The organism is Microbacterium sp. NPDC055599 (genome assembly GCF_053618975.1).
Genome location: NZ_JBSHIM010000029.1, coordinates 1 through 16224, shown reverse-complemented (window position 1 = coordinate 16224; position 16224 = coordinate 1). Strand labels below are relative to the sequence as shown.

Annotated in this window: 12 protein-coding genes; 6 read left to right on the top strand and 6 right to left on the bottom strand. The window is 73.2% G+C overall.

Going from position 1 to position 16224, the window contains the following annotated elements; translation table 11 throughout:
• A partial coding sequence (locus ACWGQ1_RS18175; RefSeq protein ID WP_452313508.1) for a PspC domain-containing protein occupies positions 1-591 on the bottom strand: 591 nt, incomplete at its 3' end.
• 114 nt (positions 592-705) lie between these two features.
• Between ACWGQ1_RS18175 and ACWGQ1_RS18170 the strand changes: the two genes are divergently transcribed.
• From ACWGQ1_RS18170 to ACWGQ1_RS18160, 3 genes are all read left to right on the top strand, one after another.
• Complete coding sequence (locus tag ACWGQ1_RS18170; RefSeq protein WP_452313507.1) at positions 706-1938, top strand: PspC domain-containing protein; 1233 nt, start codon at positions 706-708, stop codon at positions 1936-1938.
• Positions 1931-2590, top strand: a complete 660-nt coding sequence (locus ACWGQ1_RS18165; protein WP_136033150.1) for a LuxR C-terminal-related transcriptional regulator — start codon at positions 1931-1933, stop codon at positions 2588-2590. Before ACWGQ1_RS18170 ends, ACWGQ1_RS18165 begins: the two co-directional genes overlap by 8 nt.
• Before the next feature lie 143 nt (positions 2591-2733).
• Complete coding sequence (locus ACWGQ1_RS18160; RefSeq protein ID WP_452313506.1) at positions 2734-4302, top strand: metallophosphoesterase; 1569 nt, start codon at positions 2734-2736, stop codon at positions 4300-4302.
• A gap of 52 nt (positions 4303-4354) precedes the next feature.
• On the opposite strand, the gene ACWGQ1_RS18155 is transcribed toward ACWGQ1_RS18160, so the two are convergent.
• From ACWGQ1_RS18155 to ACWGQ1_RS18140, 4 genes are all read right to left on the bottom strand, one after another.
• Positions 4355-4762: a DapH/DapD/GlmU-related protein gene (locus ACWGQ1_RS18155; RefSeq protein WP_136033147.1), complete on the bottom strand. Its 408-nt coding sequence runs from the start codon at positions 4760-4762 to the stop codon at positions 4355-4357.
• An 81-nt stretch (positions 4763-4843) separates the two neighbouring features.
• Complete coding sequence (locus tag ACWGQ1_RS18150; RefSeq protein WP_136033144.1) at positions 4844-5617, bottom strand: DNA-formamidopyrimidine glycosylase family protein; 774 nt, start codon at positions 5615-5617, stop codon at positions 4844-4846.
• On the bottom strand, positions 5617-6426 hold the full coding sequence (locus ACWGQ1_RS18145) for an EI24 domain-containing protein (protein ID WP_136037181.1): 810 nt from the start codon (positions 6424-6426) through the stop codon (positions 5617-5619). The genes ACWGQ1_RS18150 and ACWGQ1_RS18145 overlap by 1 nt, the downstream gene beginning before the upstream one ends.
• A 56-nt stretch (positions 6427-6482) precedes the next feature.
• The gene (locus ACWGQ1_RS18140; protein WP_452313505.1) at positions 6483-11060 is read right to left on the bottom strand and encodes an ATP-dependent helicase; all 4578 of its coding nucleotides are present in this window, start codon (positions 11058-11060) and stop codon (positions 6483-6485) included.
• A gap of 126 nt (positions 11061-11186) precedes the next feature.
• Between ACWGQ1_RS18140 and ACWGQ1_RS18135 the strand changes: the two genes are divergently transcribed.
• Positions 11187-13175: an acyltransferase family protein gene (locus tag ACWGQ1_RS18135; protein WP_452313504.1), complete on the top strand. Its 1989-nt coding sequence runs from the start codon at positions 11187-11189 to the stop codon at positions 13173-13175.
• Entirely contained in the window at positions 13172-13867 is a 696-nt protein-coding gene (locus ACWGQ1_RS18130) for a DUF1361 domain-containing protein (protein WP_136033136.1), read from the top strand. The genes ACWGQ1_RS18135 and ACWGQ1_RS18130 overlap by 4 nt, the downstream gene beginning before the upstream one ends.
• 49 nt (positions 13868-13916) lie before the next feature.
• Here the strand turns inward: ACWGQ1_RS18130 and ACWGQ1_RS18125 are convergent, their stop codons facing one another.
• Entirely contained in the window at positions 13917-15611 is a 1695-nt protein-coding gene (locus ACWGQ1_RS18125) for an ATP-binding cassette domain-containing protein (RefSeq protein ID WP_452313503.1), read from the bottom strand.
• Positions 15612-15895: 284 nt separating this feature from the next.
• On the opposite strand from ACWGQ1_RS18125, the gene ACWGQ1_RS18120 reads away from it, so the two are divergent.
• Positions 15896-16224 (top strand): hypothetical protein (locus ACWGQ1_RS18120; protein ID WP_452313502.1); only part of this gene is annotated, 329 nt, incomplete at its 3' end.

Sequence of the window (16224 nt, the reverse complement as noted above, 5' to 3'; positions counted from 1 at the left end):
CGCGAGGGGGGCGGACGCGCCCGGGGCCGCCTGACCTGCGGAAGCCATCGGCGGGTCCGGCGCGGAAGCGCCCGGGGTGCGGCTCGCAGCGCGCACGATCAGGAAGAGCAGGCCGGCCGCGAGCACCAAGCCCACGATCCAGCTGAAGAGGGACAGTGCCGACCAGCTCTCGTAGCCCAGCCCGAACAGCCGCCCGGTGAGCGGTGCGGTGGGCAGGAGGCCGACGATCGCCATCGCGAGGATGCCCAGCTGCACCGGCTCGTACCGGCGCTCCAGCAGGTCGCGCAGGTGCACGCGGCCGTCGGTGTCGGGCAGCAGCGCCCAGGCGACGGCGTAGAGGAAGATCACCGGCAGTCCGAACAGCGCGGCCACCACGAGCACCCCGCGCACGATCAGCGGGTCGATGCGCAGCCGTGCGGCGATGCCGGCCGCGACGCCGCCGAGCCACCCGTCGGAGCGCGCGACCCCGAGACCGGCGACCCACAGCAGGAAGCGCTCGGCGCCGCGGGGAGCGGTGCGTCCGGAGGGCGCGGCGCCGTCGACCGGGGTGTCGGGATCGGCGGGCGGCGGGGGAGCGGTCGGAATCGTCATGCGTCGATCCTGCCGTCCGCCGCGGCCGGGCGACCATCGGGGGAACCCCTGAGCGGACCCTGGTTCCGCGTCGGGGGAGCCCCCGGACGGCGCGACGGATGATTGGATGACGGTATGTCCTCCTCGGCGTCCGCCCCCGCGCCCGCCGGTCGCGTCCCCGTGTCGACGCGGCCGCCGTTGGCGCGCGACCGCGACTGCCTGGTCGCCGGGGTGAGCGCCGGACTCGCGCGCCACCTGGGTGTGCGCGCGTGGATGGTCAGGGCGCTGTTCCTCACGCTCACGCTGTGTGGCGGCGCCGGCGTGCTGCTGTATGCGTGGTGCTGGGCCTTCATGCCGTGGGCGGAGGGGGAGGCCGCGCCCACCCGTCGCGTTCCCGTCGCGTGGCTGCTGCTCGCCCCGGCCGCGGTGGGCGCCCTCGTGATCGTGGTGTGGCGGGGTGGGAGCGAGGCGCTCGACGGGTCGATCCCGCCCTCGGTCGCCGCCGTGGTCGTCGGCGGCACCGCCCTCGGGGCCACCGCCGCCGGGCTCTGGGCCACGCTGATCGACCGCACCGACACGGCCCGCGGCCCCCGGCACACCGTGTGGGTGCGGATCCTCGCCGTGCTGCTTCTCGGGCTCGTCTCGCTGCTGCTGCTGTCGTGGCCCATCGCCCGCTCCGGGGTGGCCCTGGCGCTGCTGCCGCTCGGCGGGCTGATCGCGGTGGTTGCGTCGGCCCTGATCCCGCGGTGGCGCGAGCTGGCGGGCGAGCGCATCCGGCGCATCAGGGAGGAGCAGCGCAGCGTGATGGCGGCGCACCTGCACGACTCCGTGCTGCAGACGCTCGCGCTCATCCAGAACCGCGCCGGCGCATCGAGCGAGGCCGCCCGGCTCGCCCGCGCGCAGGAGCGCGAGCTGCGCGCCTGGCTGTACGACGGCGACGCCCCGGCCGACAGCGACCTGTCCACCGACCTGCGCGACTACGCCGCCGCGCTCGAGCTCGACCACCCGGTGCGCATCGAGGTGGTGTCGGCCGGGCTGTCCGCGGAGCGGGCGAGCGGGGAGCTGGCGGCGGCCGCCCGCGAGGCGATGCTGAACGCGGCACGGCATGCGGGCGGCGAGGTCGCGGTGTACATCGAGGGCAGCGCGCGGGGTGTCGACGTGTACGTGCGCGACCGCGGCAGCGGCTTCCGCCTCGACGACGTGCCCGGCGACCGCCTGGGCGTGCGCCAGTCGATCATCGGCCGCATGCGCAGGGCGGGCGGGTCGGGCGCGGTGCGCAGCGACGACGGCGGCACCGAGGTGCACCTCACCCTGCCGGCGGCTCCCGCGCAGGACCGGACCCCGCTCGGACAGGAGACCCGTGGCTGACAGCATCCGCGTCGTGATCGTCGACGACCACTCGATCTTCCGCTCCGGGCTGCGCGCCGACCTCGACGCGAGCGTGACCGTGGTGGGCGAGGCGGCGGACGTGCCATCCGCGGTCGCGGTGATCGCCGAGACGCAGCCCGACGTGGTGCTGCTCGACGTGCACCTTCCCGGTGGTGCGGGCGACGACGCGACCGGGGGAGAGGCGGTGATCCGCGGATCGCTGCCGTCGAGCACGCGGTTCCTCGCGCTGAGCGTGTCGGATGCCGCCGCCGATGTGGTGCGGGTGATCCGTGCCGGGGCCCGCGGCTACATCACCAAGGGCTCGTCGGGCGGCGAGGTGAGCGCGGCCGTGCACGCGGTCGCGGAGGGCGACGCGGTGTTCTCGCCGCGCCTGGCCGGGTTCGTGCTCGACGCGTTCGGCGCGGTCGCCGGGGAGACGGCCACCGCGACCGACGAGCTCGATCGGCTGTCGGCGCGCGAGCAGGAGGTCATGCGGCTGATCGCCCGCGGCTACGCCTACAAGGAGGTGGCCGCCGCGCTGTTCATCTCCATCAAGACGGTCGAGACGCACGTGTCGTCGGTGCTGCGCAAGCTCCAGCTGTCGTCCCGGCACGAGCTCACCGCGTGGGCGTCGGAGCGCCGACTGCTCTGATCGGGCGTGGTCCTGTCATACTGCCCGTTGTGCATTCGGCGTCCGACCTGTGACCCTGGATGCACCTCCGCTGTGGGACGGAGAGGGCGGGCGGTCGATCGTGGGGATCGACGGCGAACGGGGGTGGGGAGATGCGCTCTGCGATGCGCAGGAGCCGCGGTGTGCGGGTGCTCGGCGGGGTGCTCGCCGTGCTCGGGGGACTCGTGCTGGCCTCCCCGGCGGCGATCACGAGCGCCGGGGACGACGAGCGCGAGCGTCCGGAGCCCTTCACGATCGTGGTGCTGCCCGACACGCAGAAGTACACCGTCTCGGACGAGCTCGCGCAGAGCCTGAACGCGCAGACGCAGTGGATCGTCGACACCCGTGAGCAGCTCAACACGAAGTTCGTGATCCAGGTGGGCGACCTCGTCGACTCCTGGCCCGACGTGCACCAGTGGGAGCGCGCGAGCCGCGCGATGGCGATGCTCGACGACGCCGGGGTGCCCAGCTCCGTGCTGCCGGGCAACCACGACCTCGACGTGACGACGGGCGAGTCGAGCACGTACGACGAGTACTTCCCGCCGAGCCGCTACGCCGATGCGACCTGGAACAGCGCGACCGTGTCGTACGGCGGGTACCTCGGCCAGGACCGGTTCGGACCGGACGGCATCGACCGCCAGAACAAGGACAACTACAGCCTGCTGACCGTGGGCGACACGAAGCTGCTGCTGCTCAGCCTCGAGTACGAGACACCCGCGTACGCACTGGAGTGGGCGCAGCGCGTGATCGACGCGCACCCCGACCGGACGGTGATCCTGGCCGTCCACGGTCTCATCACCACGGGCGGCGCGCGGTCGACCGCCACCGAGCGCACCGACGTGACCCCGGTGACCGAGGTCGACCTGTGGCGGGACTTCATCTCGCAGAACTGCTCCATCGCGATGGTGGTCAACGGGCACTGGGCGGTGGGAGACGCGGGCGAGGCGCGGCGCAGCGACCTCAACGCGTGCGGGCGCCCCGTGCCGCAGATCCTGTCGAACTACCAGGGCCGCGCCAACGGCGGCGACGGGTGGCTGCGGTACTACACCGTCGACCCGGCCGCGGGCACGGTCGATGCCCACACGTACTCGCCCACGCTGCGGCAGTACGAGAAGGACGACGACGGCCGCTTCACGTTCCCGCTCGACCTCACGCCGACGGACGACCGGGTGCTGTTGCGCGGCGGGTCGGACTGGAAGGTGTGGAACGAGCTCGGCGCGTGGCCGCGCGGGTGGAAGAGCGCGGCGTTCGACGACGACGACTGGCAGACCGGCACGGCCCCGCTCGGGTGGGGCAAGGGCGTGCAGACGCCGATCGACCTCGGCCCGCCGCCGGAGAACCGCGCGCGGGCGATGCTGTTCCGGAAGACGGTGGAGCTGGACGACGTCGAGGAGCTGTCGACGGTGACGGTGAGCACGAGGGCCGATGACGGCGTCGCGGTCTGGGTCAACGGCGCCCTGATCGGCACCTCGCACCTCGCGTCGAAGAAGCCCACGAGTGAGACGTTCGCAGAGGTCGGGCGTTCGACCGACAACGCCACGGACGACCCCGTGACGTTCACCGTGCCGCGGGGCCTGCTGCACGACGGCGAGAACGTCGTGGCCGCCTCCGTCCACGTGAACTACCTGGGCACGAACAGCAGCACGTTCGACCTCGTGATGACGGGTCGGCGATCCTCGTCCGACGGCGAGTGACCGTCCGTCGGGCGGTGATGCCCGGTGCGGCCCGGCCCTGCCCGAGTCGCGGTCAGGCGGCCAGCCAGAGGCCCTTCTGATCCGTGGCGACCGTGAGGCCGGCGGCGACCGTCTCGTCGTCGCCGATGCGGGCGCCGGGAACGATGCGGGCGCCGGGTCCGATGTCGGTGCGGACGCCGACGTGCGCGTGGTCGCCCACCGCCGCCCCCGGTCCCACGTGCGCGTGCGCGTCGATGTACGCGCCCTCGCCGATCACGGCGTCTTCGTCGATCCACGCCCCGCGCGCGATGATGGCTCCCGCCCCGACGCGCGCGCCGGGTTCGATGTAGGCGCCCGCCTCGATGTGTGCCTTGGGGTGCACCTTCGCGCCGTGCGCGACGAGACCCCGACCGTTGGCGTGCTTGCGGTACCGCAGCGTCGCCCCGTGGTCGTTCTCGATGTCGACGTAGTTCTTGCCCACGATTCCTCCCGTGTTCCGGAGTTCTCCGGATATATCAACAACCACGGGCGGGGTGTTTTCATTCCCCCGGATGGATGCGGCTCAGCGCTGGCAGCGCGGGCACCAGAACGTGATGCGCTCGCGGGTGGGATCGGCGCCCTGCTCGCCCCGCCGGATGAGGGTGCCGCAGCGGCGGCACGGGCGTCCGGCACGTCCGTACACCCATGTCCCCTGGCCCGGACGATCGATGCCGGTGAAGGTGCGGTGGCGGCGGTCGCGGTTCGCGCGGATGGTGCGCACACCCAGGTCGAGCAGCGCGGCCACATCGACGTCCGCCGTCGGCGTCGTCGGGAGGATTCCGCGCAGGAACAGGAGTTCCGCGGCGTACTCGTTCCCGAACCCGGCCACGTTTCGCTGGTCGAGCAGCGCCACGTGGATGCTGCGGGTGTCGGCACCGAGTCGTCGCACGGCCTCGGCCGCATCCCAGTCCGCGGCGAGCGGATCCGGTCCGAGGTAGCCCACCAGCTCACCCTCGTCGCGGGTGGGGACGACCTCGACCTCCGCGATGTCCACGCCGACGGCCTCACGCTCGGCGGTGCCCACGATCGCGCGCACCTTGAAGGCCGGGTGCCGCCACCTCTCGCCGGCGCGGTACACGAACCAGGCGCCGTCCATGCGCAGATGGGAATGCAGCGTGCTGTCACCGATGCGCAGCAGCAGATGCTTGCCGCGCGGCACCGCCGCGTGCACGCGCTGTCCGGTCAGGTCGACCGTCGCGAAGCGGGGCACGCGCAGGTCGAAGCGCGTGACCTCGGCACCCGCCAGTGCCTCGTCGAGACGCCGTGCGGTGCGGAAGACGGTGTCGCCCTCGGGCATCAGCGCCTCCCGTCCGGTGAGGGCGGCGTCACGGCGGGCGGAGCGGCGGCGTCGGACGGGGCGGTCGCCGCGGGCAGGGGCCGGCGGGTCATCATGTCGCGGGCGAGCATCGTGCTCCCGGCGACCGCAGCGGGCATCACCGCGATCGCGCCGCCGGGGATCAGGAAGCACAGCTGCGTCGCGACGCCGAAGCCCAGCACGCGCGCCCTGCTGCCGGAGAACAGGACAGCGCGGTCGGACGGGCTGAGCTCACGCGCATCGAACGCGCGCCCGGTCAGCTCGCGCGCCAGCAGCCTTCCGGTCAGGATCACGCCCATCACCGGGGCCAGGACGCCGCCGACTGCCGGGATCAGGCCGAGCACCAGCACGAGCAGCGCGATCAGGATGCCGAGGACCACCAGCCGCAGGCCCTCGCCGACGGTGGTCCAGAACCCGCCGCCGTCCGTCGCGGGCGGGTGGCCGAGGTCGACCTCGACCGCGTGCCAGATGCGCTGGTAGAACGGGTCGCCGATCGTGAGGGTGAGGGCGCTGAACACCGAGCTGGCCAGGGCCAGGGCGGCCGCGACCACCACGAGACCGACGGCCGTGCGCAGCAGACCGCGCCAGGGCTCGTCCCACCGGTCGGCGAACGGCGTCAGCCAGGACGAGATCGACGGCATCCCGATGATGAGCGGGATGATCGCGGCGGCCAGCACGATCACGGCGATCACCGCGGGGATCAGCCCGAGCGCCATGAGCCCCGGGCGCGTGCGCCACACACCGAAGCCGCGGAACAGGGTGCGGACGCCGGCGCTGAACTCTCTGACCATGGCTCCAGGGTAGGTGTCGGGCGGGCGGGGTGGCGGCGACGAGCGCGCGGGAGTGCTCAGACGGCCTTGCGGAGCGTGAACCCCCGCGGTGTCTGCACGAACCCGGCCTCCTGCAGGGCGGCCGCGAGCTCGGTGCCATAGACGCCCTCGCCGTTGACCTTCTCCACCGTGAGGGTGTCGAGGCGGCGGTCGCGGGCGGTCGCCGCGAGGTCGGCGGTCGCGGCGCGCAGCACCTCGGGGTCGTCGGTGAAGCACAGCACCGTGCGCCCGCCGCGCTCGAGCGACAGCACCAGCGCGCCGTCGACCAGCACCACGAGACCGCCCGCCTTGCGCCCGGGCCGGTGCGACACGCCGTCGAGCTTCGGCCAGCCGAGCGCGGCGCCATAGGGGTTCGCGGGGTCGGTGGCCGCGAGGGTCACAGCCGTGCGGGGCGGCGGATCCGCGAGCCCCGCGTAGGTGCGCAGCCGGTCGACCGTCGCCGAGGCCGCGAACTGCGCGGCGCCGAGCTTCTCGATCACATAACCGCGCCGGCAGTGTCCCGCCTCCTCGAAGCCCGCCAGCACGCGGTACGCCTGGGCGAAACCGCCGGGCACGCCCTCCGCCTGCACCGCGCCGCGGGTCACCACGCCGTAGCGGTCGAGCAGGAGCCCGGCGGTCACGGTGGCGCGTCGCGCGGCATCCGTCTCGATCGCCGGCAGCAGAGACCAGCGTCCGCCGATCGAGGTCGGCCGTGGTGCCGTGCGCGTGAGCGACATCCCGCGGTAGGTGCGCGCGCGGGGGGCACGCCGCTTCACCTTGTGCGCCTGCGACCCGCCCGCGAGCAGCGAGCGGATGGGCGCGAACGTGTCGTTCGTCACGTGCCCCGACCAGGTCAGGGCCCACAGCGCCTCGAGCACCGACTGCTCGTTCTCGGCTCCGGTCATGTCCTTCAGCTGCGCCGCGAAGTAGGCGCCGCCCGCGGCGAGGGCGTCGAGCAGCCGGGCCTCCAGGGAGTCTGCGGCGATCTCGGCGTCGGGCTCGGGAAGCGTGAACGGGGCGAGGTCGACGGGGTGCAGCGACACCCAGCCGTCGCGGCCCGGAAGCGTGCCGTGGCCCGACCAGATCACCTCGCCCGCGGCCGTGAGCTCGTCGAGCATCGCGGGGGAGTAGTCGCGCACCCGCGACGGCAGCACGAGCGACTCCCACGCGCTCGCGGGGATCGGCACACCCGCGAACTGCTCGATCACGGTGAGCACGCCGTCGATGCCCTCCAGCGGCCGACCGAGGTGCTGCCAGTCGGGCAGGAATCGCGCGTAGGCCTCCGGCGACACCGGCTCGACGGAGCCGCGGATTGCTGCGAGCGAGCGCATGCGCAGCCGTCGCAGGACCTCGGTGTCGCACCACTCGAGGTCGTCGCCGCTGCCTGCCGCGGTCGGCAGGAAGTAGCCGCTGGTCAGACGACCGTTCGTCTCCAGGCGCTGCAGCGTGTGCCGGGCGACCGCGGCGCCGAGACCGAACCGGGTCGCGACCGCCGTGGTCGTGAAGGGCCCGTGCGTCCGGGCGTACCGCGCCACCAGGTCGCCCAGGGGATCGGCGACCGGCTCGAGGAACGCGACCGGGATCCCCGTGGGCAGGGCCGCGCCGAGGGCGTCGCGCAGCCGACCGGCGTCTTCGATCGCGGCCACCCTGGCGACACCGGCCACGGTGACCGGGATGGCACGGCGGGCGCCGATCAGCTCGTCCAGCAGCGTCGCGGCGCTGGCACCGGCGGTCGAGTCGGGGTCGAGTCGCGCCGACACCTCGTCGGCGTCGAGCGGGCCCAGCATGCGCAGCAGGTCGGCCACGCCCTCCAGACCGCGCACCCGCCGCTCGGGGTCGAGGCGCTGTGCCTCGCGCTCGAACTGCGCGATCACGTCGGGGTCGAGCAGCTCGCGCAGCTCCACCGTGCCCAGCAGCTCGCCCAGCAGTGCGGGGTCGACGGAGAGGGCGGCCGCCCGGCGTTCGGCCAGCGGCGAGTCGCCCTCGTACATGAACGCGCCGACATACCCGAACAGCAGGTCGCGGGCGTAGGGGGAGGGCTGGCCGGGCTGGGTCTCCACGAGCCGGACGCGGCGGTCGCCGATCGCCGTCGCGAGCTTGCGCAGGGACGGCAGGTCGTACACGTCCTGCAGCACCTCGCGCAGCGTCTCCAGGATCACCGGGAACGTGGGGTGCCGGCGGGCGACCTCGAGCAGCTGCGCCGACCGCTGCCGCTGCTGCCACAGGGGCGTGCGCCGGTTGGGGTTCGTGCGGGGCATGAGCAGCGCCCGCGCCGCGCACTCGCGGAACCGGGAGGCGAACAGCGCCGAACCCCCCACCTCCTGCGTGACCAGCTGCTCCAGCTCGTCGGGGTCGAACACGAACAGCTCGGCGCCGGGCGGCTCGGCCTCGGCGTCGGGGATGCGCACGATGATGCCGTCGTCGCTCGCCACGGCGGAGCCCTCGACGCCCAGCCGCTCGCGCACCCGCGCGTTGATCGCGAGGGCCCAGGGCGCGTGCACCTTCATGCCGTACGGGGAATGGAGGATCACGCGCCAGTCGCCGACCTCGTCGTGACCGCGTTCGACCGTGAGGGTGCGGTCGGTCGGGAGGGTGCCCGTCGCCTCGCGCTGCTCGGTCAGGTGCGCCATCAGATTGGCGCGCGCCTGCTCGTCGAGCCCGGCCTCGATCAGCCGCTGCTGCGCCTTCTCCGGCGAGGCGGAGGAGACCTCGCGGGAGAACGCGCCCAGGGCCTCACCGAGCTCGAACGGCCGGCCGATCCCGTCACCGTGCCAGAACGGCACCTTGCCCGGCTGGCCGTACGCGGGGATCACGTTCACGCGGTCGTGCGTGATCTCGGCGATGCGCCAGCTCGTGGTGCCGAGCGTGAACACGTCGCCCACGCGCGACTCGTACACCATCTCCTCGTCGAGCTCGCCGACCCGCGCCCCGGTCGACTCGCCCGCGACGAACACCCCGAACAGCCCGCGGTCGGGGATCGTGCCGCCGCTGGTCACCGCGATGCGCTGCGCCCCGGGGCGACCGGTCAGCGTGCCCGCGTCGCGATCCCACACCAGACGCGGCCGCAGTTCGGCGAACTCGTCCGAGGGGAAGCGGCCGGCGAGCAGGTCGAGCGTGGCCTCGTACGCCGAGCGCGGAAGGGACTGGAACGGCGCGGACCGCCGCACGGTCTCGAACCACTCCTCGACGCTGATGGCACCGAGGGCGCTCGCCGCCACGGTCTGCTGCGCGAGGATGTCGAGCGGGTTGCGCGGCACCTGGATGGCCTCGATCTTGCCGGCGAGCATGCGCTCCGTGACGATCGCCGTGTGCAGCACGTCGCCGCGGTGCTTGGGGAACAGGGCGGCGCGACTGATCTCGCCCACCTGGTGCCCGGCGCGCCCGACGCGCTGGAGCCCGGACGCGGCGGACGGCGGAGCCTCGACCTGGATCACCAGGTCGACCGCGCCCATGTCGATGCCCAGCTCCAGGCTGCTGGTCGCGACGACGCAGCGCAGCACGCCCGACTTCAGCTCCTCCTCGACCTGCGCCCGCTGCTCCTTCGACACCGAACCGTGATGGGCTTTCGCGAGCACCGGATCCGCTCCCGCGGTCGCCCCCGCCTGCGCCATCATCGCCGCGGGCACGGACGCGTCGGGAAGCGCGACCCCGATCCGCTCGGAGTAGATCTCGTTGAGGCGTCCCGTCAGCCGCTCCGCGAGGCGGCGGGAGTTCGCGAACACGATCGTCGAGTTGTTCTGGAGGATGCGGTCGACGATCGCCTCCTCCACGTGCGGCCACACCGAACCGGTCACCTCGGTGTATTCCGCGTCGATCCCCGGTGCCTCGGGCGGCGCACCGGGGGGCGGCGGCGGGTTGGTCATGTCGTCCATCGGCACGACCACGCCCAGCTCGAACGTCTTGGACGCCGGCGGGGCCACGATCTCGACCGGGTCGGCTCCGCCGAGGAACCGCGCGACCTCGTCGATGGGTCGCACGGTGGCGGACAGCCCGATCCGCTGCGCCGGCTTCTCGTTGCCGTGCGCGGCCCGCAGCGCGTCGAGGCGTTCCAGGCTGACCGCCAGATGCGCGCCACGCTTGGTGGCTGCCACGGCGTGCACCTCGTCGATGATCACGGTGTGCACGTCGCGCAGGGTCTCCCCGGCGCGGCTGGTGAGCATCAGGTACAGCGACTCGGGTGTGGTGATGAGGATGTCGGGCGGGTCGGACACGAGCTTGCGCCGGTCGCTGGAGGTGGTGTCGCCCGAGCGCACCCCGACCGTGACCGCGGGGGCGGCGAGCCCCAGCCGCCGCGCGGACTGCCCGATCCCGATCAGCGGGGACCGCAGGTTGCGCTCGACGTCGACACCCAGCGCCTTCAGCGGGGAGATGTAGAGGATGCGCGTGCGTCCGGAGTCTGCGTCCACGGGCGCCTCGGCGCGCTCGCGGAACACGCTGTCGATCGCCCAGAGGAACGCCGACAGCGTCTTGCCCGAGCCCGTCGGCGCGACCACGAGCGCGTGCTTGCCCGCCGAGATCGCCTCCCACGCCCCCGCCTGAGCGGGAGTGGGCGCGGTGAAGGCGCCGCGGAACCAGTCCTGGGTGGCGGGCGTGAAGCGTTCGAGCACATCGCTCATCCCCCCATCTTCGTGGACGCCGCCGACATTGGGGCCGACGGGCGCTCGCCCCGGAGCGACAGGAGGGCACTCAGGAATACCGGGTAACGTCTAGCGTGTTACCGTCCGAATCGAAGTGCCATCCTCATGCCTTTCCTCGCCTCCTCCTCTGCCGCCTCGGCGTCCCCCTCCTCTCGCGTCTCCGGGCTGACCGGACTGCGCGGCCTGGCCGTCGTCGCCGTCCTCGGCTACCACCTCCTCCCCGCCGCGGTGCCCGGCGGATTGATCGGCGTCGACGTCTTCTTCGTCGTGAGCGGCTTCATCGTCACCCGACTCCTGCTGCGCGAACGCGCGCGCACCGGCCGGGTGTCGCTCGGCGCGTTCTGGGCGCGGCGCGCCCGACGCATCCTGCCCGCACTCGCGCTCGTGCTGGCCGTCTGCATCCCGCTCGCCTTCCTGGTCGCTCCGCACCTGCTGTCGGGCATCCGGCGTCAGTTGATCGGCGCTCTCACGTTCAGCTCGAACTGGCTGGCGATCGCCGCGGACGGCGACTACTTCCAAGCCGACCAGCCCGACCTGTTCACCAACCTGTGGTCGCTGGCGGTCGAGGAGCAGTTCTACCTGATCTGGCCGTTGCTGCTGGTCCTGCTGCTGGTGGTCGTGCGCTGGCGCCGCCGCGCAGTCGTGGTCCTCGCCCTCGTGCTGGCCGTGCTGTCAGCGGGGGCGATGGTGCTGCTGTCGGCGCCGCCGCTGGGATCGCCGACCCGCGCCTACTTCGGCACCGACACCCACGCGTTCGGACTGCTGCTGGGCGTCGCTCTCGCCGTCGGGATGGGAGCGGGAGAGGTGCGCATGGCCACCGGTCGGCGGGCCGTGGCGCGGACGGCACTCGGCGTCGCCTCGCTCGGCGTGCTGGTCGCGCTCGCCGTGGTGCTGTCGGACGCATCTCCCGCTGCCGCGCACGGCGGCCTCGCGCTGGCCAGCCTCGCCGCTCTCGGCCTGATCTGGTCGGCGGCGACGGTGCCGCCGCTCGGCCGTGTGCTGGATGCGGCCCCGCTGTCCTGGCTGGGCGAGCGCTCGTACGCGGTCTACCTGTGGCACTGGCCGCTGCTGCTGATCCTGGGGGCCACTCCGCTCGCGGCGCAGCCACTGCTCGTCGCGGTCGTGGCGGCGGCGCTGTCCATCCTCGTCGCCGCGCTCTCCTACGCCTTCGTCGAGACACCCTTCCGGCGCGGCCTGCGCGTGCATCCGCCGCTTCCCCGTCGACACGTCGTGCTGCCGGCGCTCGTGGTCGGGGTGCTGGCGGTCGCGAGCGCGGGCATCGCGATCGGCCATGACGACGCCTCGGCGGCCGAGGCCCTCGTCGAGCGCGGCCGCGAGGCGATCGCCCACGCCGCCCCCGCCCCGGCCGCGTCGCCGCAGACGGGTTCCGGCGCCGACTCCGGTCCGACGCCCTCGCCCTCGCCCTCGCCGACCAGCACCGCGGCGACGCCGCCGCCCATCCTCGGCACCGACATCACGGCGGTCGGCGACTCGGTCATGCTCGCCGCCGCGCCCGAATTGCAGAACGCGCTGCCCGGCATCGCCATCGACGCCCAGGTCTCGCGCAGCATGTGGCCGGCCACGGGCATCCTGTCGTCGCTCGCGAACGACGGTGCCCTGCGTCCGACGGTCGTCGTGGGGCTGGCGACCAACGGCGGCGTCGATCCCGACCTGCTCGCCGACATCCTCGGGATCGTCGGCCCGGACCGCACCCTGGTGTTCGTGAACGCGCACGCGCAGCGCAGCTGGATCCCGGGCGGCAACGCGACGCTCGCCGACTTCGCCGCCGCGTATCCGAACGTCACGGTCGCCGACTGGGACGGTGCCATCACGCCCTACCCTGACGACCTCGCCGGCGACGGCATCCATCCGCAACCCGCGGGCGGCGACATCTATGCGGCGGTCGTCACGGGGGCGATCGCCCAGGCGCACCTCGACGAGGCACAGGCCGCCGATGCAGCCGCGAAGGCCGCGGCCGATGCCGCCCGGGAGGCGGCGAAGGCGGCGAAGAAGCCCGCGGCGGCGACCGCGCGTCCCGATGACACGCAGCACGACGATTCGCACGCCGTCCCGACCCCCACGCCGACGCCGTGACGGCGGTCCTGCTGATGGGGGCGGGGGTGGTCGCTCTGAACCTGTATGCGCTCGCCCTGGTCCTGCTGCGCGCGCCGGTGTATCGCGTTCCACTGTATCGGCCTATGGTGCTGAACCTGGCGCTGTCTGCCGCGCCGGCCCTGGTTCTGGCGGCCACCCTCGCCATCGAGGTCGCCGTCGATGCCCGCGCCTCGTCGCCCGTCCCCTGGATCATCCTGGTGATCGGGGCCGTGGTGTGGCTACTGCTTTTGCCGAACTCGGCCTACCTGATCACGGAGCTCAACTTCACGCACCGCCGCGAGGGCGAGGTGGTGCCGCTGTGGTTCGACATCGTCGCGACCCTGGCACTGGCGATGTCCGGGGTGTTGAACGCGCTCGTCAACGTTTTCGTGGTCCAGATGCTCGTGGTGGCGATCTGGTACGAGGACGACGCCGCCCCCTTCACCCGTGCGGACTCTTGGCTGGTGGTCGCCGCCGTTCTCGTGCTCGTGTCGTTCGGCATCTATCTCGGCCGTCACATCCGCTTCAACTCGTGGGACCTCGCGCGCCCGATGAGGTTCGCGCGGCTGCTCGTCGCGCACTTCGCGGCGCCGGGACGAGTGACCGAGGCCGTGGGCTTCTGCGTCGTGCACACCCTTCTGCTCGGCATCCTCTACGCCGTCGTCGCCCTGCCTCTGGCGGTGTCGGTCTGAGTCGCGTGCGGGTCCCGCGCCGCCGGACGACGCCGCGGGACCCGGGCGTTCACGACGGGGGGAGCGCCGTCTCCTGCAGCGCACCCTCCGCGTCGATCTCGAGGGTGAGGTCGAGGTCGAGTCGCCGCAGGAACGCATCATCGTGGCTGACGATGAGCACGGCGCCGCGATAGGTGCGCAGCGCCTCGACCAGCTGATCGACCGTGTCCAGGTCGAGGTTGTTGGTCGGCTCGTCCAGCACCACCAGGTGGGGCGCCGGGTCCGCCAGGAGGAGTCTCGCCAGCGCCACGCGGAACCGCTCGCCCCCGGACAGCGCCGCGACAGGGCGCTCGACGGTCGCTCCACGGAGGAGGAACCGGGCCAGGCGGTTGCGCAGCTCCTTCTCCGGCACGTGCGGGGCCCGGCGGGCGATGTTGTCGAACACCGACGCGCCCTCGTCGAGGCCGTCCACGCGCTGCGGAAGGTAGCCGATCCGGTCGGTGAACGCCTCCGCCCGCAACTCCGGCCGGTCGTCCCTCGGGAGGTCCGGCCCGGAATCGGCCGCACCGGGTGGAGCCGCCGCGATAGGGTCGCGATCTCCTGTGTCGCGAACACCGCTGGCGACGAGCCGTTCGAGCAGGGTGGTCTTGCCGGCGCCGTTGCGACCGATCAGTGCCACGCGCTCGGGGCCCTGCACGATCCAGGAGCGCTCGCCGTCTCCGAGCTCGGCGATGCGGCGCGCGCGGGAGACCTGCGGGTCGGGGAGCTCGATCTTCATGGTGTCGTCCGAGCGGATCCGGCGCCCGGCCTCGTCGTGCGCGGCGCGGGCCGCCTCCTCCTTCGCCCCGACCTCGGTGCGCAGCTTGCCCGCCGACACCTCGGCGGCCATCTTCCTGCCATGTGCGATGATCTTCGGCACGCGCTTCTCGACCTCGGCCTTCTTGGCGGTGCGGGCGCGGTGGGCGAGCTTGACCTCCGCCTCGATGCGCTGCCGCTTCTCCTTGCGCAGCGCCTGCGCCGCGGCGACCTCGGCCTGCCGCGCCGCGTCCTGCTCGGCGTCCAGCCACGCGCGCCACTCGGAGTACGGCCCGCCGAACACGCTCAACGTCTGCCCGTAGAGCTCCGCGGTGTCGTCCATCAGCTCGAGCAACGACAGGTCGTGGCTGACCACGATGAGCGTGCCCTTCCACGCCTGCACCATCGCGCCGAGCGTCGCCCTGGCGTCGCGGTCGAGGTTGTTGGTCGGCTCGTCCAGGAGCGTGATCGGCGCGCGCCGCAGGCGGATCCCGGCGATCGCGACGAGGACGGCTTCGCCGCCCGACAGCTCACCCACGGTGCGATCGAGGAACGCGGGGGCGAGTCCGGCCTCCGCAAGGGAGGCCTCCGCGCGCGCCTCGATGTCCCAGTCGTCGCCGACCGCGTCGAAGTGCGCGGGATCGACGTCGCCCGCGGCGATGGCGCGCACCGCGTCGAGCGCGGTGGAGACACCGAGCAGCTCCGCCACGCGGCGGTCGACGTCGAGCGTCAACTGCTGCGGCAGGTACGCCACCTCGCCGGAGGTGGAGACGGATCCGGACGTGGGGGTGAGCTCGCCGGCGATCAGGCGCAGCAGGGTGGACTTGCCGGCGCCGTTGCGTCCGACCAGGCCGGTGCGCCCGGACCCGAAGGCTCCGGACACGCCGTCGAGTGCGACCGAGCCGTCGGGCCAGGTGTAGGTGAGGCGGTCGAGCACGACCGAGGGATGAACGGTGGTGGGGTATGACACGGGGTGTCTCCTGTCGAGTGCGGGGGTGCACTGACACCGGGGCCCGGGGTGGCGCGAACGGGTCGCACCCGGAGGGCGGGGTCTGCCGGGGAGTCGGCGATCGTCGGGTCAGCGCGCGGAAAGAGGAGCGCGGAGGCGACGATTCAGATCAAAGGACTTCCAGACACGGCGGACAGGACGCCACGACGATACCCGGGCGTGTCGGCGTTCGCAACTCCCGGGCGTGTCGCGCCTCCGTCGCACGGGGGATGCCGGCACCGCGACGGATGCGTAGCGTGGGAGCCATGGCGGATCGGAACCCCAGCCCGGAGGAACTCCGGGCACGCACCGGCCTCGGCGTCGGCCTCGCGCTCGGCGTGGCGATCGGCGTGTCCCTCGGCATGGCGATGAAGAACTGGGCCCTCGGCATCGGCATCGGTCTGGCGATCGGCGTGGCTCTCTCGGTCGCTTTCCGCGGCTCCGGGCGGGCGGACCCGAGCGGGCCGGACGGCGAGCGAGACCCGGGGCATCCGGAGGACGGGGTGGACGGGGGTGAGCGGGAGCGCCCGGAAGCTGCGGCGGACCCGGGAAACTCGGGAGCTGCGGCGGACCCGGGGGAGCCCGGGAGTGCGGG

Bases quoted from the DNA above. Each gene is read 5' to 3' on its own strand.
- ACWGQ1_RS18170 (WP_452313507.1), top strand. From the start codon at position 706: ATGTCCTCCTCGGCGTCCGCCCCCGCGCCCGCCGGTCGCGTCCCCGTG.
- ACWGQ1_RS18145 (WP_136037181.1), bottom strand. From the start codon at position 6,426: ATGGTCAGAGAGTTCAGCGCCGGCGTCCGCACCCTGTTCCGCGGCTTC.
- ACWGQ1_RS18150 (WP_136033144.1), bottom strand. From the start codon at position 5,617: ATGCCCGAGGGCGACACCGTCTTCCGCACCGCACGGCGTCTCGACGAG.
- ACWGQ1_RS18140 (WP_452313505.1), bottom strand. From the start codon at position 11,060: ATGAGCGATGTGCTCGAACGCTTCACGCCCGCCACCCAGGACTGGTTC.
- ACWGQ1_RS18160 (WP_452313506.1), top strand. From the start codon at position 2,734: ATGCGCAGGAGCCGCGGTGTGCGGGTGCTCGGCGGGGTGCTCGCCGTG.
- ACWGQ1_RS18135 (WP_452313504.1), top strand. From the start codon at position 11,187: ATGCCTTTCCTCGCCTCCTCCTCTGCCGCCTCGGCGTCCCCCTCCTCT.